At 47.2% G+C, this 26,047-nt stretch carries 27 protein-coding genes and 1 pseudogene; 16 read left to right on the top strand and 12 right to left on the bottom strand.

The annotated features are described in order from the left end of the window. Positions 1 to 450: 450 nt before the first annotated feature. From IXB50_RS15120 to IXB50_RS15100, 5 genes are all read left to right on the top strand, one after another. The gene (locus IXB50_RS15120; protein ID WP_215609816.1) at positions 451 to 1,137 is read left to right on the top strand and encodes an ATP-dependent Clp protease proteolytic subunit; all 687 of its coding nucleotides are present in this window, start codon (positions 451 to 453) and stop codon (positions 1,135 to 1,137) included. Between the two features lie 9 nt (positions 1,138 to 1,146). Continuing rightward, positions 1,147 to 1,767, top strand: coding sequence for an ATP-dependent Clp protease proteolytic subunit (locus tag IXB50_RS15115; RefSeq protein ID WP_215609815.1), 621 nt, complete (start codon positions 1,147 to 1,149; stop codon positions 1,765 to 1,767). 161 nt (positions 1,768 to 1,928) lie between these two features. Beyond that, complete coding sequence (locus tag IXB50_RS15110) at positions 1,929 to 2,522, top strand: ATP-dependent Clp protease proteolytic subunit (protein WP_215609814.1); 594 nt, start codon at positions 1,929 to 1,931, stop codon at positions 2,520 to 2,522. 84 nt (positions 2,523 to 2,606) lie between these two features. Beyond that, complete coding sequence (locus tag IXB50_RS15105) at positions 2,607 to 3,185, top strand: J domain-containing protein (protein ID WP_215609846.1); 579 nt, start codon at positions 2,607 to 2,609, stop codon at positions 3,183 to 3,185. Positions 3,186 to 3,278: 93 nt separating this feature from the next. Continuing rightward, on the top strand, positions 3,279 to 3,857 hold the full coding sequence (locus IXB50_RS15100; protein WP_246564544.1) for a GNAT family N-acetyltransferase: 579 nt from the start codon (positions 3,279 to 3,281) through the stop codon (positions 3,855 to 3,857). A gap of 68 nt (positions 3,858 to 3,925) precedes the next feature. Here the strand turns inward: IXB50_RS15100 and rsmI are convergent, their stop codons facing one another. Beyond that, complete coding sequence (gene rsmI / locus IXB50_RS15095) at positions 3,926 to 4,795, bottom strand: 16S rRNA (cytidine(1402)-2'-O)-methyltransferase (RefSeq protein WP_215609813.1); 870 nt, start codon at positions 4,793 to 4,795, stop codon at positions 3,926 to 3,928. 122 nt (positions 4,796 to 4,917) lie between these two features. Between rsmI and IXB50_RS15090 the strand changes: the two genes are divergently transcribed. Both IXB50_RS15090 and IXB50_RS15085 read left to right on the top strand, forming a co-directional pair. Continuing rightward, entirely contained in the window at positions 4,918 to 5,724 is an 807-nt protein-coding gene (locus IXB50_RS15090) for a PfkB family carbohydrate kinase (RefSeq protein ID WP_246564542.1), read from the top strand. A 186-nt stretch (positions 5,725 to 5,910) separates the two neighbouring features. Further along, complete coding sequence (locus tag IXB50_RS15085; RefSeq protein ID WP_215609811.1) at positions 5,911 to 6,864, top strand: 3'(2'),5'-bisphosphate nucleotidase; 954 nt, start codon at positions 5,911 to 5,913, stop codon at positions 6,862 to 6,864. Positions 6,865 to 6,994: 130 nt separating this feature from the next. On the opposite strand, the gene murI is transcribed toward IXB50_RS15085, so the two are convergent. The 4 genes from murI to IXB50_RS15065 all read right to left on the bottom strand — a co-directional run bounded on the left by murI (position 6,995) and on the right by IXB50_RS15065 (position 11,878). Next, positions 6,995 to 7,840: a glutamate racemase gene (gene murI / locus IXB50_RS15080; protein WP_215609810.1), complete on the bottom strand. Its 846-nt coding sequence runs from the start codon at positions 7,838 to 7,840 to the stop codon at positions 6,995 to 6,997. Positions 7,841 to 8,208: 368 nt separating this feature from the next. Then, positions 8,209 to 9,621 carry a cation:proton antiporter gene (locus IXB50_RS15075; protein ID WP_215609809.1) on the bottom strand — a complete coding sequence of 471 codons (1,413 nt, stop codon included), beginning with the start codon at positions 9,619 to 9,621 and terminating at the stop codon, positions 8,209 to 8,211. A 243-nt stretch (positions 9,622 to 9,864) separates the two neighbouring features. Then, on the bottom strand, positions 9,865 to 10,677 hold the full coding sequence (locus IXB50_RS15070) for a carbon-nitrogen hydrolase family protein (RefSeq protein ID WP_215609808.1): 813 nt from the start codon (positions 10,675 to 10,677) through the stop codon (positions 9,865 to 9,867). 187 nt (positions 10,678 to 10,864) lie between these two features. Further along, on the bottom strand, positions 10,865 to 11,878 hold the full coding sequence (locus IXB50_RS15065; protein WP_215609807.1) for a GDSL-type esterase/lipase family protein: 1,014 nt from the start codon (positions 11,876 to 11,878) through the stop codon (positions 10,865 to 10,867). Between the two features lie 279 nt (positions 11,879 to 12,157). Between IXB50_RS15065 and rplU the strand changes: the two genes are divergently transcribed. From rplU to IXB50_RS15020, 9 genes are all read left to right on the top strand, one after another. After that, positions 12,158 to 12,526: a 50S ribosomal protein L21 gene (gene rplU, locus IXB50_RS15060; protein WP_215609806.1), complete on the top strand. Its 369-nt coding sequence runs from the start codon at positions 12,158 to 12,160 to the stop codon at positions 12,524 to 12,526. A 52-nt stretch (positions 12,527 to 12,578) separates the two neighbouring features. Next, a complete protein-coding gene (gene rpmA / locus IXB50_RS15055) occupies positions 12,579 to 12,839 on the top strand; it encodes a 50S ribosomal protein L27 (RefSeq protein ID WP_215609805.1) in 261 nt (86 codons plus the stop codon). Between the two features lie 297 nt (positions 12,840 to 13,136). Next, positions 13,137 to 13,643, top strand: coding sequence for a hypothetical protein (locus IXB50_RS15050; protein ID WP_215609804.1), 507 nt, complete (start codon positions 13,137 to 13,139; stop codon positions 13,641 to 13,643). A gap of 370 nt (positions 13,644 to 14,013) precedes the next feature. After that, positions 14,014 to 14,520 (top strand): hypothetical protein, encoded by a 507-nt coding sequence (locus tag IXB50_RS15045; RefSeq protein WP_215609803.1) that lies wholly within the window; start codon positions 14,014 to 14,016, stop codon positions 14,518 to 14,520. A gap of 277 nt (positions 14,521 to 14,797) precedes the next feature. Then, positions 14,798 to 15,133: a hypothetical protein gene (locus IXB50_RS15040; RefSeq protein WP_215609802.1), complete on the top strand. Its 336-nt coding sequence runs from the start codon at positions 14,798 to 14,800 to the stop codon at positions 15,131 to 15,133. Positions 15,134 to 15,744: 611 nt separating this feature from the next. Then, on the top strand, positions 15,745 to 18,204 hold the full coding sequence (locus tag IXB50_RS15035; RefSeq protein WP_215609801.1) for an ATP-dependent Clp protease ATP-binding subunit: 2,460 nt from the start codon (positions 15,745 to 15,747) through the stop codon (positions 18,202 to 18,204). Positions 18,205 to 18,301: 97 nt separating this feature from the next. After that, entirely contained in the window at positions 18,302 to 18,535 is a 234-nt protein-coding gene (locus IXB50_RS15030; protein ID WP_215609800.1) for a DUF2283 domain-containing protein, read from the top strand. Positions 18,536 to 18,656: 121 nt separating this feature from the next. After that, positions 18,657 to 20,759 carry a bifunctional arginine dihydrolase/ornithine cyclodeaminase gene (argZ, locus tag IXB50_RS15025; protein ID WP_215609799.1) on the top strand — a complete coding sequence of 701 codons (2,103 nt, stop codon included), beginning with the start codon at positions 18,657 to 18,659 and terminating at the stop codon, positions 20,757 to 20,759. 145 nt (positions 20,760 to 20,904) lie between these two features. Next, positions 20,905 to 22,566: a transglutaminase domain-containing protein gene (locus IXB50_RS15020; protein WP_215609798.1), complete on the top strand. Its 1,662-nt coding sequence runs from the start codon at positions 20,905 to 20,907 to the stop codon at positions 22,564 to 22,566. Between the two features lie 253 nt (positions 22,567 to 22,819). On the opposite strand, the gene IXB50_RS15015 is transcribed toward IXB50_RS15020, so the two are convergent. From IXB50_RS15015 to IXB50_RS14990, 7 genes and pseudogenes are all read right to left on the bottom strand, one after another. Beyond that, positions 22,820 to 23,509, bottom strand: coding sequence for a DUF3782 domain-containing protein (locus IXB50_RS15015; RefSeq protein ID WP_215609797.1), 690 nt, complete (start codon positions 23,507 to 23,509; stop codon positions 22,820 to 22,822). A gap of 139 nt (positions 23,510 to 23,648) precedes the next feature. Further along, positions 23,649 to 23,935 (bottom strand): annotated as a pseudogene (locus IXB50_RS22850) (hypothetical protein). A 22-nt stretch (positions 23,936 to 23,957) separates the two neighbouring features. Next, on the bottom strand, positions 23,958 to 24,428 hold the full coding sequence (locus IXB50_RS15010) for a DUF3368 domain-containing protein (protein ID WP_215609796.1): 471 nt from the start codon (positions 24,426 to 24,428) through the stop codon (positions 23,958 to 23,960). Then, positions 24,425 to 24,703, bottom strand: coding sequence for a UPF0175 family protein (locus IXB50_RS15005; protein ID WP_215609795.1), 279 nt, complete (start codon positions 24,701 to 24,703; stop codon positions 24,425 to 24,427). The genes IXB50_RS15010 and IXB50_RS15005 overlap by 4 nt, the downstream gene beginning before the upstream one ends. A 466-nt stretch (positions 24,704 to 25,169) precedes the next feature. Then, positions 25,170 to 25,430, bottom strand: a complete 261-nt coding sequence (locus IXB50_RS15000; RefSeq protein ID WP_215609794.1) for a hypothetical protein — start codon at positions 25,428 to 25,430, stop codon at positions 25,170 to 25,172. A gap of 2 nt (positions 25,431 to 25,432) precedes the next feature. After that, entirely contained in the window at positions 25,433 to 25,549 is a 117-nt protein-coding gene (locus IXB50_RS22845; RefSeq protein WP_407658809.1) for a hypothetical protein, read from the bottom strand. 172 nt (positions 25,550 to 25,721) lie between these two features. Then, the gene (locus IXB50_RS14990; RefSeq protein ID WP_215609793.1) at positions 25,722 to 25,925 is read right to left on the bottom strand and encodes a hypothetical protein; all 204 of its coding nucleotides are present in this window, start codon (positions 25,923 to 25,925) and stop codon (positions 25,722 to 25,724) included. Positions 25,926 to 26,047 lie beyond the last annotated feature (122 nt).

Here is a 26,047-nt window from a genome sequence, read left to right as displayed (position 1 = left end):
TGCCAATGACATTATCGATATGGTTCTAGATGTTTCATCTAAATGCATCACCCTAATTTGCTGAAAAACTCCCGCTTTAATAGCAGAGTTTCTCCTATGCTCAATGTTCCCATTGGATCGGCAGGCATGCTGTGATGGCAAACATAGGTAATCCGCAGATAGGGTCCTATATAACCCCAGGCAAAATTCTTTAAGAATCCGCAGGTAGGGGCTACACAACCCCAGACAAAATTCCTGACCAGATTGGACGTTGAGATCGCGGTTTCTCTAACCCAAATTTTAACCAGTCGCCATGGGCGGATATCCCCCAAAGGTAGCTGGTCTACGACCTTGTTCACAGCGAGTTACACTATGTAGACTGTAGACGTCAATAGGTCGTGACATCACGAGCTTGTCGAATCAAAACGTTGAATGGTGAACAGCTAACACCACAGAGGGCTAACTGGGTCTATGAGTTCTAATATCAAAGCCGTACAGGCTCCTTACTATGGCGGAGATGCTGCTTTCCGCACTCCACCGCCTGATTTGGAATCCTTACTTCTCAAAGAAAGGATTGTTTATTTGGGTCTGCCACTAGTATCGTCAGATTATAAACGCCAGATTGGTGATGTCACCAAACTCATCATGGCTCAGTTGCTCTATCTAGAGTTTGATGATCCGGATAAGCCCATTTACTTCTACATTAATTCTACGGGTACATCCTGGTATACCGGTGATGCTATTGGCTTTGAATCCGAAGCATTCGCAATTTGTGACACTATGCGCTATATTCGCCCTCCAGTGCATACTATCTGCATTGGTCAAGCCATGGGGACGGCTTCCATGATCTTGGCATCAGGGACAAAGGGTTTCCGAGCAAGTTTGCCCCATGCAACGATTGTGCTAAACCAGTCTCGTACAGGGGCGCAAGGACAAGCTACTGATATTCAGATTCGTGCTAAAGAGGTGATCGCTAACCGTGAAGCTATCCTAGATATTTTGTCCCGTTGCACCGGACAAACTGTAGAAAAACTCAAGAAAGACACAGATCGTATGTTTTATCTGACCCCTACAGAAGCAAAGGATTATGGTCTGATTGATCGGGTATTGGCAAGCACTAAGGAACTGCCTAAGGCAATTCCGGCAGGCATTGGTTAGGAACGTCTTATGCAAGTACCTTACAATCTTCCTGGTAGCCGTCGGTGGGCTTGGATGGATATCTATAGCCGCATGCTCCAAGAAAGGATTTTGTTCTTGAATCAGCCCTTAACTGATGATGTGGCCAACTCATTGGTTTCGTTTCTGCTATATCTGGATTCTGATGATGCAAGTAAACCCATATATCTATACATAAACTCCCTTGGTGATCCAATGATGGCTGGGATGACAGATGCTTCAGCGGGCATGATGTCCATTACCGCAGGGCTGGCGGTTTATGACACCATAAGCTATCTCAAGGCAGAGGTAATTACCATTTGCCTGGGGCAGGCTATTGGCATGGCTGCTGTACTACTATCTTGTGGTACCAAAGGCAAACGCTCTAGTTTGCCCAACTCGTCTATGGCGCTAATGCACTCTTATAGCGGCATGCGTGGCCAAGCTACTGATATCGAGTTGAAGGCTAATGAGGTTTTGGGCAAGAAATCTTTGATAACCAAGATACTCAGCGAAAACACTGGCCAAACTGTAGAAAAAATCCATAAGGATATGGAGCGTATATTTTACCTCACGCCACAAGAGGCTATGGACTATGGCTTGATTGATCGAGTGATCGAGAAACCTTCATGAGCTTGCTTCGCTAGTTTTGAGTTGTTGTTTTAAGGAATTCTTAGCTTAGAGACGTTCTTAAGTAACCTAATTCAAAATACCCTTTGGGACGCTACTGAGGTGTCTTTAAAGCTCAAAACTCTGCTTTCTAAAACCCTAGACATTTACCCCTATTTAGACCTATGCCTATTGGTATCCCTAGTGTCCCTTATCGTCTTCCTGGTAGCACCTATGAGCAGTGGATCAGCATCTATACACGGTTGTCCCTCGAACGGATTATTTTTTTGACCGAAGACGTCAGTGATGGGATTGCTAACTCCATTGTGGCCTATATGTTGTATCTGGATTCTGAAGATCCAACGAAGCCAATCTATTTATATATCAACTCTCCAGGTGGCTCAGTTACAGCAGGGCTGGCTATTTACGATACGATGCAATACATCAAATCGGAAGTCGTTACCATTTGTGTTGGGTTGGCGGCTTCTATGGGCTCCTTTTTACTGTGTGCAGGTGCGAAGGGTAAGCGCTTAGCATTGCCTCATTCGCGCATAATGATACACCAACCCTTAGGCGGTAGCCGAGGACAAGCTACTGATATTGAAATTGAAGCCAACCATATTTTGCAGACTAAGCGTCGCTTAAATGGCTTGATGTCGGATCATACTGGTCAAACCATTGAGAAAATTGAAAAAGATACAGACCGCGATAACTTTATGTCAGCCGAAGAAGCGAAGGCCTATGGCCTGATCGATCGGGTGATTGAAGAACGCGTCTAGCCTAAAAGAACCTTTAATTCGCTGGCTTAGTTACCCAGATTCTGCGTTTTAATGGCAGAATCTGGGTTTGTTCTTCTGAGTGCAATGGGGTTAGCTGATCATTACCGCACATTAGGGTTACGGACGGGGGCCACATTTGACGATGTCAAGGCGGCTTACCGTAAGCTGGCGCGCAAGTATCACCCGGATGTTAATCCTGATGATCAACGGGCTCAGGATCGTTTTATTAGGGTGACGAAGGCCTATGAGTCATTGCTGGATGTTTTCCAGCCAGATGAAAATGGGGAGGATCAGCCTGATGAGTATGACGAGGAAGTCGACGACGAAGTAAGTCCAGTCCAGACTAATCCGGGGCTGTCGGAGCATGAGCAAAAGCTCAAGCAGGATTCCTATAAACAGCTACAGGTCTTGTTTAAGCAGAAAAAGTATCCGCGTGCGATCGCACTCGTCGAAGGACTGGCCCAGCGGATTACCCAAGACCCAGAAGTCCGTCAGTGGCAGGCCATCACTTACCAGCGCTGGGGGCGTGACCTAATCACCCAGGGCCAGTTAGGCAAAGCTCGCATTTATTTAGATAAGGCATTGAAGACTGACCCGCTGAATAAATCTCTTTGGGTTGAAATTAATCGCGACTTTCAATCCATTGAACAGAGGCTTAGATAGTTGAGACAGCTTGAATTTCGAATCTACGTGCCATTATTAAATGGTTAGGGTTCTATAGGTCTAAGTTAAAGATCATGCTCTGATGTCTTTTCGTTGTTTCGGCAAGCTCAAAATCAGCTTTACGATGTGCTAAAAATTCTAAAAGTACTCAAGCAAGGGTTTAACGTGGGTTCTGTCGCCGATTCCTTTGTTCCACAAGATTTTGATGTGCCAGCGGTATTGGAGACCGATGAATATCGCTTGCGGATGCTGACGATTAATGACGTGGTTAAAGATTTTGATGCGGTGGTCACCAGTGAGGAACATCTGCAAGGGATTTTTCCGCCACCCAGCTCTTGGCCTCAAGGATTGAACTTAGAGCAAGATTTAATTGATCTAGGCTGGCACCAAAAAGAGTTTCAGCGACGTACATCTTTTGCCTACACCATGATGAGTCTGGATGAAAGTCGCTGTCTGGGCTGTGTGTATTTTTATCCGTCGGATCGCCAGGGCTATGATGCCTATGCACTGCTATGGGCCAGACAGAGTGAATTGGCCAGTGGGTTAGAGGAGCGTTTGCTGTTAGCGGTTCGGCAATGGCTGGCTGATGTGTGGCCGTTTGAATCGGTAGGATTCCCTGGACGTGATTTGAGTTGGGATGAGTGGTTTGCCTTGCCGGAACGTTACAACTAACACGGTTCATCCATTTGTAGGGGCATTCCATGGAACGCCCCTACGGGTTTAATTCAAAATTACATTTATTATTCTTCTTGTTTCATCTGGAGGCTGAGCTGATAAATCTCTCGTTTGGATAGGCCTGTTTTTTGGGCTAGTTGGCGGCTAGCTTTGGAGGGTGAAATACCATGGTTAATCAGGGTTGCTAACTGCTGGAGTAGATCAGCTTCGGAAATAGTTTGGGGTGTGGGTGTGTGGCCTGCGATCGCAATCGTAAACTCCCCCCTCGGTTCAGTCACCTTAAAGTGTTCAATAGCCTCACCCACGGTCCCTCGCCAAAACTCCTCATAGCGCTTGGTCAGTTCCCTGGCCACGGTGACCTGTCGATCATCGCCTAGGTGAGTTTGCAAATCAGTCAGAGTTTTGAGCAAGCGGTGGGGACTTTCATAGAGCACTATGGTCCGTGGCTCCGTGGCGAACTGGGTTAGTCGCTCTGTCCGGACTTTGCCCTTCACTGGCAAAAAGCCTTCAAAGGTAAACCGATCTGATGGTAATGCTGATGCGGCAATGGCACTGATCACCGCAGCTGGTCCTGGAATTGGGCTAATAATAATGCCCGCATCAGCACAGGCACACACCAGTTCATAACCTGGATCAGAAATACCTGGCATGCCTGCATCACTGACTAACGCAATCGTTTGTCCTGTCTGCAGTTTCTCAATCAGCTGAGGAATCCGAGTCTGGGCATTGTGCTCGTGATAGCTGATTTGTGGGGTTTCAATCTGAAAATGGTGCAGCAACTTCCCCGTATGGCGTGTATCTTCCGCCGCAATTAAGTTCGCTTCTTTAAGCATGCGAACTGCTCGAAAGGTTATGTCTTCTAAGTTGCCAATAGGTGTGGCAACGAGATATAGGATGCCAGCTGTTTGGGGAGTGGTTAATGAAAAATCGGACAAGGAAAAGTTATGGATTTATAAGTGCTTAGTGTTGAGTTTAAGTGGTAAAAATCCATTGGCATCAAATAATTTCAACTGTCCAACATTCAACACTCCCTATGCGTGGACTTTTCGTTGGCCTCATGACTCTAGACTGCATTTATCAGGCACAGCGACCACCCCAGGCAAATGAAAAGCTGGTGGCTCAGGCGGCAATCATGGCGGCGGGTGGACCAGCGACAAATGCAGCAGTGGCATTTGCGACGATGGGTGGCCAGGCTACTGTCATGGCAGCGGTGGGACAGCATCCGGTAACGGCATTGTTGCGAGAGGATATGGATCAGGTAGGGGTATCGGTGGTGGATCTCGCACCACGACGACAGGAACCACCACCGATTTCCTCGATTGTGGTTTCCCTGTCCGGCGACCGGGCGGTGATCTCACGTAATGCGGTCGGACTGCAGGTGGAGCCGCAATTGGCAGATCTCAGCAGCATTGATGTGGTGCTGCTGGATGGACATCAGATGGCATTGAGTCAGCAGATTGCAGCGGCGGCTCAGCAAGCGGGGATTCCTGTGGTGGTAGATGCGGGTAGCTGGAAGCCTGGATTTGAATCGATACTGGCCTTAGCCAAGGTGGTGATTGCATCGGCAAATTTTCAGCCGCCAAATGGGACGGCATTGCCCTATTTGCAACGTTTAGGCATCCCGTATATTGCTATCACTCGAGGGGAGCGGCCCATTGTGGTCAGTGACCAGGGAACTGTGAGCGAGTTACCGATATCTGCGACGACCGTTGTCGATACGTTAGGGGCCGGGGATATTTTCCACGGGGCCTTTTGTTATGGTTGGCAGGGCAACTTTGTGGCGGCTTTAAATAAAGCGAGTCAAGTGGCAAGTCTGAGCTGTCAATATTTTGGCACCCGTGCCTGGATTGCTGAGTATTGCTAACTTAAATCACCATATGTAGATAAATTCATCGATTCTCTGCTGAAGAGATGAGTTTGGTTCGGTAGACTGTACAGGGAAACGTTGTGTCGCCCGTTGCTGCTGTATTCTAATGGCTGTGAAAATCATCGTTATGTGATGAACTAAGGGCGCAAAGCTGTATTTTGTTAATTCTTTATCGTTATTACTATGGCCTACGAAAAGGAAAAGGAAATTGCGATCGCAGCTGTGCAAGCTGCCGCTACTGTATGTGAAAAGGTTCGGGCTGAGATGGTGCCCGAAGCTATTGAGAAATCTGACAAAAGTCCGGTCACTGTCGCTGACTTTGGTGCCCAGGCGATTGTCTGCAAGATGATCAAAGATGCATTTCCTAACGATCCTATCGTCGGTGAAGAAGATGCCGATGACCTGAAAACACCTGAAATGGCCTCTCGCCTGGCTCAGGTTACCAACTACGTGAAAGTGGTCCTGCCCGATGCCACTGACGAGCAGATTCCTGGTTGGATTGACCAGGGCAATGGTGATGTTAGCCCCCGTTACTGGACCCTAGACCCCATTGATGGCACTAAAGGCTTTTTGCGTGGTGACCAGTATGCGGTGGCCCTAGCCATGGTTGAAGATGGTGATATCAAGGTGGGCGTTTTGGGTTGTCCTGCCCTTAAGCTTGGCGATCGGTCTGGCATCCTGTTCGTTGCTATTCGTGGCGGCGGTGCCATGATGATGAACATGGACGGTAGCAATCCTGAGAAAATCTCGGTTACGTCTTCCTCCGATATACCTAACTTCCGCTTTGTCGAAAGCGTGGCCCATGGGGACCAAGATCTGCATGCTCGCATTGCCCAGGCAGCAGGCATCACTACGGATTCTATTCGCATGGACAGCCAGGCTAAGTACGGTGCGGTGGCTTCTGGCAATGCCGTTCTTTACCTACGTCTGCCCTCTGCCAAGTATCCCAACTACCGTGAAAAGATTTGGGACCATGCTGCTGGTGTGCTTGTGATTGAAGAGGCCGGTGGTAAGGTAACTGACATGCATGGTAAGACGCTGGACTTTTCCAAAGAACCTCGCTTTGTTGATACCCAAGGTGTCATCGTCAGCAACGGTGAAATTCATGACAAGGTCTTAGCTGCGTTGGCTAACTAAGTTAAAACAGGTTTATCCTGCATAAACTTAAATCCCGTGCTAGACCAGGATCTAGCACGGGATTTTGTCTGATTCCCCATATCTTTATGTTGATGCCCTCAGGGTACATGGCCATAGCGTATAGGCCGACTTAAACAGATTGTGCGATCGCTATTCCTTCCAAAACTGCGAGACTAACAGACTGGACCTCTGGTCTAAATCCTATCAATCGCCCAGAAGCTGCCGCAAACTTGTCTGGCTCACCACTCACATAAAAATCAATTTCAGGCTGTGATTGAGTATTGCGTAAACCCAGCATATCCAATTCCTGAGTCATCGCAGAGACCAACGAATGAGCCGGATTAACCACTGTAATCGATGGCGGTAAAATCTGGTCCATAAGCGGTGCTAGGTGTGGATAGTGAGTACAGCCATAGACCAGCGTGTCAATATTAGCAGCCATTAAAGGCTTCAAATAGTCCGTAGCTACTGCTCGCGTGTAGGGATCATCAATGCGGCTTTGTTCAATCAAAGGCACAAAGTCGGGGCAGCCTACCTGCCAAACTTCAGTTGTGGGTGAAGCTTCTAGAATTGCCTGTTTATAAGCATTACTCTCAGCTGTTGCTACGGTCGAAATTACGCCAATGCGCTTACCCGCCTTAGCAGCTGCCCTGGCTCCTGGCAGAATAATCCCGAGAATAGGTAAGTCAAACTCAGCGCGCACGGTTTCTAATGCCAGAGCTGAACTTGTATTACAGGCCATCACTACCATTTTGACGCCCTGCCCTTGCATCCAAGTAATGATTTCGCGAACAAACCTTAGCAGCTCCGTCTGGGAGCGATTGCCATAGGGAACGCGCGCCGTATCGCCAAAATAAAGCAAAGACTCATCGGGAAGATGAGTCATAATTTCCCGTAATACGGTTAATCCTCCAACACCGCTGTCAAAAACGCCAATTTTGCCGGTTTGGATAGGCATTTGAAGGAATTTTGTCATAAGGAAGGCTGCTTGCTGCTTTAACTATTTTACGCTGATTAGAGTTTAGTAGAGTTTTTCGTTAGATTTTAGTCTCATACAAAACGTTTAAGCAATTTTACGTAACTGCGAATCTACGAGCTCATAACCTGAAGCCGTCATCATAAATGCGATCAAGGTTTGACGCCAGAGACAAATAGCTAGCCTTCATCAAACCACGTGCATATATAAGCAACATGGCTGGATTTGGAGGTGAATAAATCAGCGAATTGACTAATTTTGAGCAGCTAAGGGTGAGCCCAAAGTTTTTACTTATGGGCCCTACACAAATTGCTGATAAGAGTTCCTTTCTCTGCTGCTGAAGCGAGGCAATAACCAGCGTCAGAACCTTAGTCGGCAGTCGCTTTTGCCATGGCTTGACCGGCATCTTCATCAATGGTGCAACTGGGGTCATCGTCATCGTCTTTAAAGACAAGGCGCAGCAATGGTGGAGCCAAAAACGTTGTAAAGATAACCATGACAATAATGGCTGCATCCAGCGACTCAGACAGAACGCCACTCGCAGCACCGACACCAGCAAACACCAGACCGACTTCGCCACGAGGAATCATGCCAACACCAATTGCTAGGCGATTAATTCCATCTTGCCCAAAGACAGTAAAGCCAGTGACTACTTTACCGATGATGGCAACAATGACCAAAAATGAGGCAATGATTAGCCCTTCGCGGTTAGCTGGATTGAGAGGATTGAGGACGCTGATATCCGTATGGGCTCCAACGGTCACGAAGAATACGGGCACAAGCATGTCGGCAATTGGGCTGATTTGCTCTTCCAGCTCCTTGCGCTTAGTGGTTTCGGCCAAAATTAAACCTGCTGCAAATGCTCCCAAAATGGCTTCTAGCTGAATAGCAGCGGCAATATAAGACAGTACAAATGCAAATACTAGGGAACTGATCAACACTTGACCGCGGGTTTGCATCTGATCGACAAGACCGACAAACAGTGGACTGAGCAGGCGACCAATCAAAATCGAGCCCACTAAAAATACGGCTGCGCCAATAATCAGAAAAATAACATTGGTGATTTCGATTTCACCTGTTTTGGCAAGGCTCGCCACAACGGCCAGGACGATAATGCCTAATACATCGTCGAGAACAGCAGCGCCAATGATGATTTGTCCTTCACGGGAGCTAAGGGTTTGCAGCTCAGCTAATACTTTTGCCGTAATCCCGATACTGGTTGCGGTCAGGGCTGCTCCAGCAAATACGGCGGGAATCGTCTCTACACCAAAGAATGCAATCAGACCAACGGTTCCGGCCACAAATGGGACAACTACCCCGACGACGGCTACAACTGCTGCCTGAGGACCAACACGAATAAGCTCCTTGAGGTCCGACTCTAAGCCAATTTCAAACAGCAAAATCACGACACCAATCTCCGCCAGAACAGAGATCACTTCACTTTGGCTTTTGAACACGGCAAGCAATGATTCCGCGTCTAGATTGGCCGTGAGCTGCACAAAATCCATCAGGAATGAGTGAACGGGTTCGGCCCCTTCTGGAAAGACAATTAGGTTAAGGGCCGATACACCTACAATTACACCGCCCACCAGTTCACCCAAAACTGATGGTAAGTTGACCCGAGCACACAGCTCGCCACCAAGCTTGGCTGCTAAGTAAATAACAATCAGGCTCAGTAACACGCTGGCTAAGACAAAGGGCCCCAGCTCAGCTTCATTGACTTCAGCTAGTAAAGGTAGACTGCTTCCTGACAGCAGATTACCGATGGTGAGATCGATCATGCGAACGTAGAAACTTACTCGTCCTGTTTACTCTACATGAGTTGGTTCGATGCCTTTAGCTCATTATGAGCGGGTTTATCCCTTTCTTTAGGGAAAAAATCCTATGCTAAAGAGGTTTGGATTTTGGTAGACGCTACTACGATTTTCTGCAGTGGGCAATAATTTTTGCTTTGCTAAGTCTTAAAAAAACTTGTCTGCTATCGAATGCTGACTGAAGTTCAGTTTTATAAGATGCTGGCGGCCCTATGCAAATACCCTATGGTTTAGGGATGGCATTTGCTGACGGACTTGTCCTAACCGTGATGGGGTGATTTCGGCAATAGCCATACCAATATCTTGGCCAGCATCCGCTAGGACAATTCCCCAAGGGTCAACAATCATGGCATGGCCGTGGGACTGACGGATACTGTTGTGAAAGCCGGTTTGGGCAGGGGCAATGATATAGCAGGTATTTTCAATGGCCCTTGCTTGGAGCAATACTTGCCAATGGTCTTTACCGGTGTATGCCGTAAAGGCTGCGGGAACCGTTAGAACCTCTGCACCTAGCTGAGATAGGTGTCTATATAGTTCCGGAAAACGCACGTCGTAGCACACAGAAATGCCCAGATTACCTAAATCTTGGGTCGTACAGACCGATGGTAGTTGTTCCCCTGAAGTGACGGTGGCAGACTCCTGGTAGGTATTGCCATCGGGCAAATTTACATCAAATAAATGGACCTTTTCATAGCGAAGCAACACATTACCATTGGCATTCACTAGTAGGGCTGTGTTGTAGATTCTGCCATCGTCCGTAGGCACTGGGTAGCCACCCCCTAAGAGAGTGACCTGATAGCGCTGGGCCATAGTCTTGAGAAATTTTTCACTGGCCGTACAAATTTCAGACGCTTGGGCCAGTTTGCCAGATTCGTCTCCGAGAAAGGAAAAGTTCTCGGGTAGTGTAATATACTCGGCTCCGCGACGAACGGCGAGATCAATCAGCTCTTCTGCCTGGGTGAGATTTTTACCCAGATCAGGGACGCTGGTCATCTGCAACGCTGCAGCCAGATAGGATTTCATGTGGCACTTGCTAGTGAATTGACCTTGGCCCTATATTCTACGAGGCTAATTGCTCACTTGGAAAGCGCTGCTTGGCGAATGGATTTTATCTCGCTAGTGATTTAAGCGATCATTCTGGCCGTAATCATCACGATTTGTTATTACCCCATGGGCTGTTTAGGCGTACTGGAGAGCCGCAACTTCAACTCTATACTTGCAGAAGCGCCAGCTGCCAGACTTGATATCCCAAGCGGTTGAGATGTAATCCATCAGTAGTCAGGTCTTGGCGAAGATTACCGGTATCGTTACTAAAGCTGGGCTGTAGATCTAAGTAATCTAACTGATGGTAGTCGGTAAGTTGAGCGATCCGAGTATTCAAGGAACGCACTCGCTTGCTGGGAATATTTTCCCAACGGGTGGGGAGGATGGAATGTACGACTACACGGGCGGTAGGATGTTGTTGTCGTAGCCTTGCCATGATCTGGTGGAGGTTCGTTAAGATTTCTTGATCGCTGGCTCCATTTTTGAGGTCATTGACACCAGCCATGAGATGAATGGTGTCGGGGTTAGTGTTGGCAAATACGGATAGCCGTTGCAAAATACCGCCAGTCGTATCGCCAGAAATGCCTTGGTTGAGCCAGAATCGATCGCGTGGCAGCATTTCTGGGGGCAGCCACATGCTGAGTGAGTCGCCAATTACGACGGTGAGACGGTTATTGCCTTGACCGGCTGCGATCGCACTCGCCTCCTGTTTCAAAAGTCCTTTCCATTCTGCATAGGTCGGCTGATAGGTGGCATTAGACCATTTGCCATGGAAACTATCGGGCGATACCCGAGTATAGAGTGAGCCAGACTGTAGCGCGGCCCAGCGTTGTTCAAAAAGTTGAGGCCCACTAACTGGTTTTGGCCCAGTAACGGCAACTGGTTGACGACGGGCAACTTCCACTGCCCGAGGTGTAGTTGCAAAAGCAGTGGGCTCAGGACGACGGGCCGTTTGCTGCAGACGCAAGAGTTTCTGCCGCTGTCGTGCAGCAACCTCTCTAGAAAATTCGGGTGTGAGTGCCATGTCTCCTTGAATCGCTGGTTGAGGCACCGCCTGTTCAAGCTGACTAACCGCATCAACCGCAGCCTTGGCCATGGGTGCAATGTCAACGTCCGGATTCGGTCCATTGAGTGGTTCTGGAGCGGTCAGTTGTGCCATCAACATCAGTAGATCTGACATAAGCCCGAATTTTCCTCTTCCATGAAGAACACGATTCAAATACTTAAGACGACATATGTTGTAGAAAATCAGGATGAAACTGTGCAGAGGCTTATATATCAAAAACTGTAAAGAGTTTCGGAAATTTAAAAAGGATAGTGGGGCATGGCCCAAATTTCCCGTTTTCTAAAAAATCCCTTGACAGCACTCACCCAAATTAACGATGATGAATCTCTGTGCAAAAATCTGCTCGGATCAGGTTTGAAGCAATTTTGCTACCTGTACGGCAAGGGAGAATCAATGGCATACGCAATTATTGAAGCGAGTGGCACTCAGCTACGTGTCGAGCCCGGTCGCTTTTACGACGTTAATCGTCTAGCCGTAGACGAAGAGGCCAGCATTACTATAGATAAGGTATTGCTAGTCAACGATGGTGATGACACTAGCATTGGCCAGCCACTGGTAGATGGTGCAAGCGTCAGTGGTACCGTAGTCCGTCACTTACGGGGTAAGAAGGTCATCGTTTACAAGATGAAGCCTAAGAAAAAGACACGCAAAAAGCGCGGTCATCGTCAGGAGCTAACCCGCCTAATGATCGATTCGATCAATATCGGTGGTAAGACAATTACTGCGGAAGACGCCTCTGCTGCTGCTAGTGAAGAAGAATAAGGTGCTCAGTTTAACGGTTTATAGTTTTTAGGTAAGCACGGAGATTTAAGTCATGGCTCATAAGAAAGGTACGGGTAGTACGCGGAACGGCCGCGATTCTAATTCGAAGCGCCTAGGCGTCAAGAAGTATGGCGGCGAAGCCGTTACGGCAGGTAATATTATCATCCGTCAGCGGGGTACTAAGTATCATCCTGGAGAGAATGTTGGTCGTGGTGGTGATGACACTTTGTTTGCTTTGATTGAAGGCGTAGTTACGTTTGAGCGTAAGGGTAAGAGCCGTAAGAAAGTGAGTGTTTACCCCGTCACAGCTTAGTTTGCCAATAGAAACTACTTTGGTTTATTAGGCTTTCTACTGTTAAGTATTAAAAAAGCGCTTCTACTATAGTAGAAGCGCTTTTTTAATAGCTATTGTTTTCAAATACGGGCATTTTAGGGCATTTGCGATTACTCAATTTGGTGGACTTTTAAGAGTACCCAGGGGGGTGATGGCGTCAATTAACCAAAGTCGCATGATGTAACTGTGCTGAGGATACAAAAACAATTCAATCTCTAACAAAAGAGGTTGATTGTGTTAGTTACTCAGCCTAAAAATACATATGAGGTTAAAACAATGACTGCTCAATCTATGGCTGAATATTCTGCAACTGAAACCTACTCCAAGAATATTCTTGGTCCTGCTTTTTTTGAAATGAACGGTTTAACAGTTGCCGGTACTAGTGATGCCACTAAAATTGGTTTAGATGTTGCACCCGCTAATTCTCCTTATATCGTTGCTGATAGTGAACAGTTCTCTGTTAGCTTGACCGTCAAGTTCAACAAGAGTCCTCTGACTTCTCTACTCATGTGCTTGGGTACTGAAGTTCATGTCCGTTTTGCGTTTGAAGGTATTGGTGGTGCGGCAGCTGAGGAAGATGTAGAGGTTTACATCACTACTGTCAAAGACACCTACGAGTATGAGCTCAAGTGGACAGGTACGCCTAACAATGCTCAGCTAACTCCTGGTCTATATGGTGTTGCTGCAGTGGCTCAAGTAGGTCCTGTTAAGCATGAGTGCAGTCAGCCCATCATCGGCTATGGTTACCTAGCTGGTCGTCTACTACAGGTTTATCCTGCCTAAGTAGCAACTTCACAACGTCACTAACTTGAACCTTAACTCTAGTTAGTGGCGTTAGCAACCCAATCCCATAGTGACAATGCTGACGGATATTTTCGTCAGCTTTTTTGATGTATAAATTAGTTTGAATTTGATTTTATTTGGCTGATTTTCTCTATTTTAATTTGACTTTGTTTTTCACTTTTAACCCTTATTTATTTGCTTTTTGTGTTGATTGATCTTTGCTTATTTAATAAAGTACCCTTATGGGTAATGACTACTTTGAAAGTATTGATCATGATGTAAATGTACTGATTACTTAAGTCGAATAAAGTCTAAAAATAATTTATTTGCTAGTAGCTAATCAGTCAATAAAAATCATGAGGAAAATCCTATGACTGCTCAACCGACTAAGCAATTTTCTAGTACTGAGACCTATTCTAAGAATATTCTGGGTCCCTCCTTTTTCTCTATGCGCAATTTGGTAATTGCTAGTGCTGGTGATGAAACCAAAGATGATTTTATCGTTGCACCTGCGAATTCGCCCTATATTGTTGCTGACACCGAAGAGTTGTCTGTTAGTTTGACTGTCGAATTTAACAAGAGCCCTCTGACATCTTTGCTAATGTGTCTTGGCACTGAAGTACATGTTCGTTTTGCCTTTGAAGGTATCGGTGGTGCAGCAGCTGAGAAAGATGTGGAAGTTATGCTCACTACTGTCAAAGACAAGTATGTATATGAGCTGACGTGGACAGGTACACCTAACGGTGCTCAGCTCACTGCTGGCTTATACGGTGTCGCTGCAGTTTCTCAAGTAGGTCCTGTCAAGCATGAGTGCAGCCAGCCTATTATTGGCTACGGTTATCTAGCTGGTAAGCTGCTGCAGGTTTACCCCGCATAACTCTATAGTCTTATCCGTAATGTTGTCTGGCAGACAGCAATAGCTCATGGCGTTTGGGCTGGTGAATTTATTTCACCAGCCTTTCTTGCTTTCAAGAAATAATATTAGGGATGTTTATGTCGATATTGCTAAGCCTAGAATAGCGATTCTGCGGTTATAGAGTGCTTAATGCGCTATTCTCCGTACTATTTCTGATATCTCCCTAGAGGTTCTTTGGGCAATCTGAGAAAGAAGTTGATAAAAGAAAAATAAAGGGACGTATACTGCACAACAATTCATGATCGTCTTTAACTTTTCTCAAGATTTAGCCATGGCTTCTCAGTGTCTTTTCTACCCGTTACGCAGCGTGATCCGATGTGTAGCTAAAGCTCATCTAACGGTTGCCCCAGAGGCTTACGAGGCTGATTTGGTATGGGATGAAGCTCTTTTTGCTGAATTGACTACCACATTTTTGCAGCCCTCTGTGCAGCCCTTATTAGCGTCGTCCTATGAGTCCCGTGATGAGGCGGCTGTGGTAGAAGGTCAGCTGGCAAAATCCTTGGTCAATACGTATTGCCGGATCATGCGACAACGTCAGGATGCACGAGTTCAGCAGCTGAATGCTCTTTTATAGCTCTCTTAGAAGAGCTAAGGCTAACGGTTATGAGATGCTGGGTGGCATAATCTTTGAGGCATAACCCGTCTTCTGTTAGTAAATTGTCTAGTTCCATATCTTGATTGGCTTCCATCCGTAGATCTGGGAAGAGAGTCTTGCTGGTGTATTGGACTTAATGACTTACTTTGTCTAGAGAGCTGTAGGTAACTTGCTCTCTCAGCTTTGAACGCAAGCTATGGCTGGCTGCACTATATTTTCATGCATTAATGTAAGCAATTCTCAGAATTAGCTGAATGGCTGCGAGCCATGATTAAGCCCGACGGTTTGGCAAACCGTCGGGCTTGTCAGTAAAGCTCCTTATATGTACGGCTTTCCCACCTCCCTGGCCGAGGCTCAGGTGCATTAACGTTTCTAATATGCAGCTTTATATAAATTCATTAATGAGGCCGTCATGGCAATCACATTGCATACCTTGCATCTAAGGGATTTTTTATCTACGTTTCAGCCTTTTCCCCGTTCTGCTTTGTAATTTGGAAGGTAGCAGCAGACTTTCGCATTGTCTTCCCCATCACTTGTCATTTTGAAGCATTCACCTCGTATTGCCGATAACCCACTGAGCATTTAATCCTATGTTTGACCTTTTTAATGACCAGGCAATTGCAACCATTATGATTGCCCAACAGGAGGCAAGTCGGTTAAACCAGCAATATGTTGGCACTGAGCTGTTAGTAGTTGGGATTATTGCTCAAGGTGACAGTCTGGTATCACCGATCGTAAAGGAGGCTGGCCTGAGTCTACAGGCTGTGCAAACTGAGGTGGAGAGCCTGCTAAAGCTAGATCACGAAAAAACCTTCGGTGAAATTCCCTTCACCCCCAGTGCTAAGCACTTGCTAGAGCAGTCTGTCCAAGAAGCGCAACAGCTAGGCCAACGCTATGTAGGACCAGAGCATTTGCTATTGGCTGTCACAAGTAATGATGACAGTTCTGCTGCCAAAATATTGCAAACCTTAGGCGTTGACCTAGTCAAGTTACGGATCGCAATTATTCGTGCTGTTGGTGAGCGTTTACCGGTGTCAACTGTCGATCGACAGAATACTCACAAGGTCACAGGTAAAGCCTTGGAGGAATTTGTCACTGATCTGACACAATTAGCTATCGACGGCAAAATTGACCCGGTTGTTGGCCGAGGACAGGAGATTGAACGTGTGGTTCAAATTCTGGGTCGTCGTAACAAAAATAATCCCGTACTTATTGGTGAGCCTGGTGTCGGTAAAACAGCCATTGCGGAAGGTCTGGCCCAGCGGATTGTTGAACAAAATGTACCTGAGCTACTTTTGGATCAAAGGGTATTGAGCCTAGACATTAATACATTGATCGCTGGATCTCGTTTTCGTGGAGAGTTTGAAGAGCGACTTAAGCAGATTATTGCCGCAGTCAACAATGCTGGCAATATCATTCTGCTAATTGATGAGATCCATACTCTGGTTGGGGCCGGTGCTATTCAGGGCAGCATGGATGCCGCCAATATGCTCAAGCCTGCCTTGGCCCGAGGTGAATTACAAGTTATTGGTGCCACCACCCTTGATGAGTATCGTCAACATATTGAGAAAGATGCCGCATTAGAGCGACGTTTTCAGCCTGTGATAGTGAATCCCCCTAGTGTCGAAGAGGCCCTTGAGATTCTCCAGGGTGTTCGAGGCAGCTATGAACAATACCACAATCTAACAATTTCTGATGAGGCCCTAGTCGCTGCGGCTAAACTGTCAGATCGTTACATTGTCGACCGGTACTTGCCGGACAAGGCTATTGACTTGATTGATGAAGCTGGTTCATGTGTCCATTTGCGCCATTCTCAAAAATCTCCCGTGAAGGAACTCAAACAGTCTCTGCGCAAACTTATTGAGAAAAAAGATGCGGCAGTAAAATCTCAGAATTTTGATCTGGCCAGTGAACTACGGGATCAAGAACTGGAGCTGGAGGCCAAGCTCCAAGGGGGTAATGAGAATAGAACGACAGCAATGCGACCTGTGGTGACCGTGGAAGATATTGCCCAAGTGGTGACCTCATGGACTGGCATTCCCGCTAACCAGATTACTCAGTCTGAGTCTGCCATGTTGATGAAGCTAGAAGAAACGCTGCACCAGCGCATCATTGGACAAGAGAATGTGGTGAATGCTGTTGCTAAAGCTATTCGCCGGGCGAGGGTCGGCTTGAGAAGCTCTCAGCGCCCCATTGCCAGCTTTATCTTTTGTGGTCCTACCGGGGTAGGTAAAACTGAGCTGACTAAGGCTCTGGCTCATAGCGTGTTTGGCTCTGAGGAGGCGATTATCCGGTTGGATATGTCGGAATATATGGAGCCCCAGTCTGTTTCCAAAATGATTGGCTCACCTCCAGGCTATGTGGGGTATGGCGATGGTGGTCAGCTAACAGAAGCCGTTCGACGCAAGCCTTATACGGTGGTGCTCTTTGATGAGATTGAAAAAGCTCATCCGGATGTGTTTAATCTTCTGCTACAACTGCTAGATGATGGTCGATTGACTGACTCTCAAGGTCGTGGAGTGGACTTTACAAATACCGTGATCATTATGACCTCTAATATTGGCGCTCGGGCCATTGAACAACAAGGCAATGGTATTGGATTTGACATGATCGATGAGGATGTTAACACTGCTAACTATAATCGGACCCGTGAGCGCGTCAATGATGCGCTAAAAGTCTCTTTTCGGCCTGAATTTCTCAATCGTCTAGATGAGATTATTGTCTTCCATCAGCTTACTCGCAATGAGGTTAAGCAGATTGCCGATATCCTGTTGCAAGATGTTGCCAAACGACTAGCTGATCAGGACATTCATATTGAAGTGACTGAAGCCTTTAAAGAGAAGTTGGTGATTGAAGGCTATGATCCACGCTATGGTGCTCGTCCGTTGAGAAGAGCCATTACTCGCTTGGTTGAGGATAACCTGGCAGAAGTGATGCTAGTAGGGCAAGTCCAAGCTGGAGAGACTGCTGTTTTGGATGTGGATGAAGATGGTCAAGTGTCTATTGTAAAAAAACAAGCTTTGGCTCTAACTGGGGTTGGTGTGTCCTAAAAATCGCTGTGAGCCCAAATTATCTTATTACATGGGAATATATCCCCAGCTTATCCCGATAAGCAGTTGATCACTGGAACTCAAGAAATCCTTGCTCATGAAAGTCGTTTATGACCCAGATAAAGACATCCTACAGATTTCTCTCGTTACGACTGTGGTTGAAGAAACTACGCAGATCGCACCTGGTTTGGTGCTTGATTACGACGCAGATGGACAAGTGATTGGCTTAGAAATCAGAAAGGCGTCCACTAAGGTAGACAGCCCCTATGCCATTTCCTTCGATGTGGGCAAAGCCAATCTTAATAAGCCTCTGCCAAGTGTCAAAGAGTAAGCATTACGACTATTCCAGGCTTTTTATCGACTGTGTCGATCATAATTAGGTTATAGATGGAGGACGTTGAGGCCTTGTCCAATAACTTGCCCTGCCGTCAAGATGTTCACTTGAGTTGACCATGTCAGAGCCTGTGCGAATTTTGATGTGTGCTCCGCAGCACTACGACGTTGATTATGTAATCAATCCATGGATGGAGGGGAATATTCATCGCTCGTCGCCGGATCTTGCTCAAGACCAATGGAATCGGCTCTATAACATTCTCAAGGAGCATGCGACAGTAGAGCTGGTGAAGCCTCAGCCTGGATGGCCAGATATGGTGTTCACGGCCAATGCTGGATTAGTTCTTGGTGACACTGTTGTGCTCAGTCGCTTTTTCCATCCCGAACGGCAGGGGGAAGCACCCCATTTTCAACAGTGGTTTGTAGACCAGGGTTATACCGTACAGATATTGCCCAAAGGTCTTCCTTTTGAAGGGGCTGGAGATGCCCTCCTGGATCGTGTTGAGGAGTGCTTGTGGGCTGGGTATGGGTTTCGCTCTGAGCTGAACTCCCATGCCTATTTAGCTCAGTGGCTAGACGTTGAGGTTCTTTCTCTACGACTGATTGACCGTCGGTTTTATCACCTTGATACTTGCTTCTGTCCACTCAATAATGGTGACCTACTCTACTACCCTCCCGCCTTTGATACCTATTCCAATCACTTGATCGAGCGCCGCATCTGTTCGGAAAAACGTATTCCAGTGGATGACGTAGATGCGGTGAACTTTGCCTGTAATGCGGTGAATGTTGGTCAGATCATTGTCATGAATAGCGCCAGTGATAGTCTCAAACAGACCTTAGCAGCGCGTGGGTTTACTGTGATTGAAACCCCTCTCACCGAATTTTTGAAGGCAGGCGGTGCCGCTAAGTGTTTGACATTGAGGCTGACAGAGTTGTACCGAGACTCTCCTCGATTCTCCTCGATTCAAAGCTGTGTGATTCAGTTAGAAGGTCATTTGCTGGACTCCGGCTTAGTGAATCGAGCTTTGGATACGATTGTGTCTGGTGGCGGTAGTTTTCAAGTTTTGCGCTTTGACCTTGGTGAACAGCGCCAGGATATATCAACAGCGGAGGTTAAGGTTTCAGCTCCAGATGTGGCAGTGATTGAAAACATTCTGGGACAGCTTGTGGATTTGGGGGCCGTGGTGACCTCGGATGATGTTATCGACGCTCAGCTCGAAGCAGTAGAACAGACAGGTGTGGCACCGGATGATTTTTATGTGACTGCAATCTACCCGACGGAGGTTTCTGTGGGTGGACGGTGGATTAAGGTACAGAGTCAGCGGATGGATGGTGCCATCGCCATCACTCAAACAGCCAATGGTCCGGTAGCCTGCTGTAAGTTATTGCGGGATTTACAGCAGGGGGAATCGGTTGTTGTCGGTAGCAAAGGCATTCGCACTAAGCGCACTCCTACTACCCTCAAGCAAACGTCCACGGAGGAGTTTAGTTTTATGGGGGCTGGCGTCTCCAGTGAACGACGCGTCGAGCTCGTGGTGGAGCAAATTGCTTGGGAGTTGCGCCGCATCCGTGACCAGGGGGGCAAGGTGGTGGTCACGGCAGGACCGGTGGTGATCCATACTGGGGGGAGTGAACATCTACAACATTTGATTCGCGAAGGCTATGTGCATGGGCTGCTGGGGGGAAATGCGATCGCAGTCCACGACATTGAGCAGGCGCTGATGGGCACCTCCCTCGGCATGGATATGAAACGAGGAGTTTCGGTCCATGGTGGGCATCGCCATCATCTCAAAGCCATTAACACTATTTGTCGCTGCGGCAGTATTACCCATGCCGTGGAGCAAGGGATTTTACAAAGCGGAGTAATGTACGAATGTGTCAAAAACAAGGTACCTTTTTCTCTGGCTGGGTCGATTCGTGATGATGGCCCCCTCCCAGATACCCAAATGGATTTGCTTCAGGCTCAGGCGGATTATGCCCGCTTGATTGAAGGGGCAGATCTGATTTTGATGCTTTCGACCATGCTGCACTCCATTGGTGTGGGGAACATGACCCCGGCTGGGGTGAAAATGGTTTGTGTGGATATTAATCCAGCGGTAGTGACCAAATTGAGCGATCGTGGATCCCTGGAATCTATTGGGGTAGTGACTGATGTGGGACTGTTTTTGAGTTTGTTAGTGAACCAACTCAACAAGCTCACTGGAGAATATGCTCGAGTTTAAATGCCAGTATCTTGCTGTGGTCATAAATTTGACAATCAATAAGTCTCTAAAAAATGAGATTGTCCGCGTAGCAAGCTGCTATTCAGAAAGACACTGCCTCACTATAATAAAAAACTTAAATAACTGTTAAATTCTTTCCTAGTCTATGCCTGAGCATGGGGTCCCCAACGGAATATCGCAGCTACCTACAATTCGACCGATTGGTGTCTATGCCCTTTCAGGCCTGGCAGCAGATGATAATTGCCTCTTTTCCATTGATACGGTGAGGGGGTATCTCGTTTCTGTTAATCCCCACACCAACAACACCGTTATTCTCAACCCGCATCAGCTGGAAGATAAGGAGTGGATGGATGTAGTGGGCCTATCTCTCTGGCAGGATACCTTTTGGTTTGCTCGGGACGAAGAGGTATTTTGGTGCGATCGCACCGCCCTAAAGCCCACCTTTTTTACAAAACTCCCCTACCCCGTAGCGGGCGTAGCTGTTTGGGAAAACACCGTCTACATCAGCTGCCAGAAATCTGGCTATATCCATCTTTTTGATCGCAATACAGGCGATCTTTTAGGAAAATTCCCACAACCCGGCGTGGGTGAAGAAACCTTAGCAACCAATGAAGATGGGTTATGGGTATGTGACAAGACAGAGCAAACGGTTTATTGCCTGGACAGAACCACGGGCGATATTCAACTAAGCGCCCTGACTCCCTACAGTTCACCCACTGGTATCGCGTTCTACCAGCCTGATGCTAATCAAGAAGCTATCTGCTACATCGTCTATGCCGATGAGGAACCCTATATTCGCGATAATCCTAATGCGGAATCGCCCTATGAGCTGACATTTCGCGATCGCACCTTCATCCATCCCCTGTATCTCCAAACTAACCAGGCCGAGCACTACACCCTCTCCAACGGCTATCTGGTAGAGATGTCCTATGTGGAAGAACTGCTGCCCCTGGATGCGATTACCCTCAACAATGTGGAGTGGCGGATTGCTTTACCTGCCAGTAACCTGCGTCAGCGCATCCGCCATGTGGAACCCATTGGTCGCCCATTCACCATTGAAGAACAGAATGGGCAACAGGTAGCCGTCTTTCGATTTGACCAAATTCAGCCTTTTCAGGGAGGTCTCATCGGCTGGAAAGCTACAGTCGAAATGTACAGCCTCAAATACTGCCTTACCCCTGACGACATTGATGGAGACAAGCCCCTACCCACTGAGCTAGAGGGTTATCTTGTTGATGACGACGATCTAGCCATGGATACGGACATTATCCAACAGGCGGCTAGTGAGGGCGCAGGTACCGAAACGAATGTATTGCGGAAGATGTTGCGGATTCGCAATTACGTTTATGATCGTCTCGCCTACGGTATCCAACCCAAAATCGATACCCCTGATGTGGCTCTGGAGCGGGGCACGGGTTCCTGTGGGGAATATGTGGGTGTGCTGCTGGCTCTGGCCCGTCTAAACGGCATTGCCTGCCGTACCATTGGCCGCTATAAGTGTCCGCCCCAGCCCGAATATCGCCACCTGCCCCTGGAACCTGACTTTAACCATGTCTGGCTAGAGTTTTATGGTCCTGGTGTTGGCTGGCTACCCATGGAATCCAATGTGGACGATGTGATTGAGCGGGGTCCTTACCCGCAGAGATTTTTTATGGGGTTGGCCTGGTACCACATGGAAATTGGCAAAGGGATTCCCTTTACCAATATGACTGCCGACGACAAACCGGAAGAGTTCTCATTGCGGGATTTGGCCATCAACCACATTCGCTTTCGCATTCTCGATGAGTTGAATCCAGGGCTAGAATAATACAAGTGAACTAAGATAGAATGGCTTCTACGGGAGTCCGATTTCATAAGCATTCTAGTTAGCCTAGTGTCATGGTCCAAGTAATTGCTGCCCATAGCCTTATTTCGACAAGGGAATGAGATGTATAACGTAACAGCAATTCTGCAGCACTTGGGGAAGCTAATGATGGAAGGAGATTGGAAAAGCCAAAAAGCTGGCTAATAGTAGAGTTGTTTAATGACACGGTCTTTTTATCGGAAACTCGGTATTTCAACTACCAATTGCGAGGAGTAAAGTCGGATGTATTACTAATCTCTACGCTGTCGCCTGATTGCTGGATAACGAACAATCCTTGATTGTATGCATAGGTATCCACATCTTTGTCAATCTCAATGGCAGCAACTGCTCCATAGAGTCGATAGCCAGCATAGTGGGGAAACGCTAACTTAAATTGCTCCAGGCTACGTAGAACTTGGCGGATACTGTCTTGGGTTAATCGGGATTTGACTTCAATAACTACCGCTACATCATCGTCAACTACTAAAATATCGATTTCTAGATTGAGGTTTCCTCGAGCTGAGCGGACTCGCTGATAGACTTCTTGCACAGCCATACCCTGAGATTGAAACAGGCGCAACGCGGCAGGGGCGACTATATTTTCTACAAATCGTCCCCAACGACTACTCAGGCTATTGACGGCTTGATTGGCTTGAGTTGCGATCGCTTCAGCTTTAGCTAATCGTTTGTCAGCTTCGGCTTTGGACTCAGTCATACGCCGGTCAAACTCAGCTCTGGATTCTGCCATGCTGCGCTCAAACTCAGCTCTGGATTCTGCCACGCTGCGCTCAAACTCAGCTTTGGACTCAGCAGCTCGCTGATCGGCCTTGGCAAAGCGCCGATCAGCTTCTTCTTGCGAGCGTTGGAATAGAGCGTAGATGTCTTCGATGGTGACTGGGTCGGACATGGGTAAAGTTCAGGCAAAACCAGTGTTGGTTTCATTTTAGCTTGGCGGACATAAGCGCTGAGGCTGTTTGGGATTGCACTACGCTGGCACGGCCTTGGCAGCAATAGATTGCTTTTTCAGTTGATTAGGCATAATCGTTCTAATTTGTACTTTTTGAACTGAGTTCAAGCGCACTGCAAAAGCTATTGAGATTGCTCAGCAGGGCATTGTAGTACGGATAGGCATCGTCTCGTGTGGCTTGAAGCTGGACGTACAAAGTGAGTTCTGGCTCTGGAACCAAATGATCTGTGGGAAACTCTAGCCCTGTCTCGGGTAGGCGTATGGATGCGATAGCAGCAGCGCCCCAATTGTATTGGTCTTGCCGTTATGCCAATCCTCTAGCCCAGGGAGAATCAACTCTGCCCCTGGTAATTCTTCTAGACTCACGATCTTCCTCATTTATGTTGGGTTAAGCCTTGTTTTCCAGCAATTCTTGAATGATACGGCGGGATATGCGGAAGTTTGTTGTTTGTAATCGAGCAATAACATCTGAGAGATCGATCACCCCTTGGTTAGCAGCCTCATCTAAAATTCCAAGCGTGCCGATAATAGGAATTCCCCGCTCCATTGCTATACGTCGTCCTAAGCGCTCATCAATAATCAGTAAGTCAGCTGAAATGGTTTGAGCCAGAGTAATAGCTGCTTGTTCTCCCGGATCGAGAGCATTGAGTGTTTCATCGATCTTGGATACCGTTTGAACTGTCAACCAGGTAGGAGGATCAGCTATCCATGCCTGAACTACTAGTGGTGCATCTGGAACTAGCATTTCATCTCGCACAGCCTCAGGGATAACGAGCTGTCCAAATAAGCGGGGAAGCAATTCGATCTGGTCAATGAGCAAGAGATAGTTGATCGGCGAGGTGTCGGAAACGACGATCATGAGTTGCTATATGAATGATTTTTCCGGAGTTGGCGAAGCGTTTCACGATCGCTCTCTAAATCTGCCTCATCGTAATGCAAATAAGCGTTATGCTCCTTTAGGAAAGCATCCACGGCCCAGCGAGACGGTAAATTCAGGATACGCCCCACTTCAGCACTGGTAATTTTTTCTACTTGGTAAGATTGCACTACCAGGGCTTCTACAATTTCACGAGCCAGGTACTCAAGGTTGAAATGCTTAACTAATTCGTCAGGGAGGTTGAGGGTGACTTGCATGATTCAGGTTCCTTAGGCTTCTTCTTGTGAGCGTTGAAACAGGGCGTAGATGTCTTCGAGGGTGACCGGATCGGGCATGGGTTAAAGTTCAGCTAGAATCAGCATTGCTCCAATTTTAGCTTGGAGGGCATGAACACCGGGGCTGTTTGGGATTGCACTACGCTGGCACAGCCTTGGCAGCAATAGATTGCTTTTTCAGTTGATTAGGCGTAATCGTTCTAATTTGTACTTTTTGAACTGAGTTCAAGCGCACTGCAAAAGCTGTTGAGACTGCTCAGCAGGGCATTGTAATACGGGTAGGCATCGTCTCGTGTGGCTTGGAGATGGGCATATAAGGCTAGTTAGGATTCTGTAACCCACATTCCGCCATTAAATTGGCACATCCGATAATTAATGACGAAGCCAATGGATCACAGCCTCTAAAGAGGCATGAATTCTCAATAGTACCTAGCTATTGAGAATAGCTTTAAAATAGTTCAAGAGAACTATTAAGGCATTCAAAGTCTCTATGGAAAAGGCTTTCAGACTTAATACCTGATTGTGACAGTTGGGAGTGCGGAATGTCGGCTGTAACCAAATGGTCTTTTGGAAACTCTAGCCCTGCTGCAGTTAGGCGCATGGATGAGATCGCAATCAGCAGTGCTCCAATTGTATTAGTTTGACCTTTATGCAAATCTTCCAATCCAGGCAGAATCAACTCTTTCCCTGGTAATTCCGCCAGACTCACAATTACTTTTCCATTGATGCTTGACTACTCTCATTCTCTAATAATATCTGAATGATGCGACGAGATATACGGAAGTTCGTTGTTTGCAATCGAGCAATGGCATCTGAGAGATCGATCAACCCTTGGTTAGCAGCCTCATCTAAAATTCCAAGCGTACCAATAATGGGAATTCCTCGCTCTGCTGCTGCTCACCGTCCTAATCGCCCATCAATAATCAGTAAGTCTGCTGAAATAGTTTGAGCCAGGGTAATGACTACTTGTTCACCTGGAACAAGCGTACTCAGGGTTTGATCAATTTTGGGTACAGTTTAGACTGTTAAACCGAGCAGGCGGATCAGCTATCCATACCTGCAGTGCTGGTGGTGCATCTGGAACCAGCATTTCATCTCGCATAACCTCAGGAATGACGATTTGCCGAAACAAGCGGGGAAGAAGTTCAAGTTGGTCAATGAGAAAGAGATAATTGATCGGCGAGGTATCGGAAACGACAATCATGAGTTGTTGTGTGCATGCTTGTCCCTGAGCTGGCGAAACGTTGTGGCTTCCGGAAATTATGGCCGCGAAACGAGGGGGTAATTCCGGAAATTATGGCCATTCTCTCATTGAACAAACAGGTG

Origin of the sequence: Leptothoe spongobia TAU-MAC 1115, from assembly GCF_018739885.1 — a bacterium.
Lineage (GTDB): Bacteria > Cyanobacteriota > Cyanobacteriia > Phormidesmidales > Phormidesmidaceae > Leptothoe > Leptothoe spongobia.
This window is presented reverse-complemented; position numbering and strand designations above follow the sequence as displayed.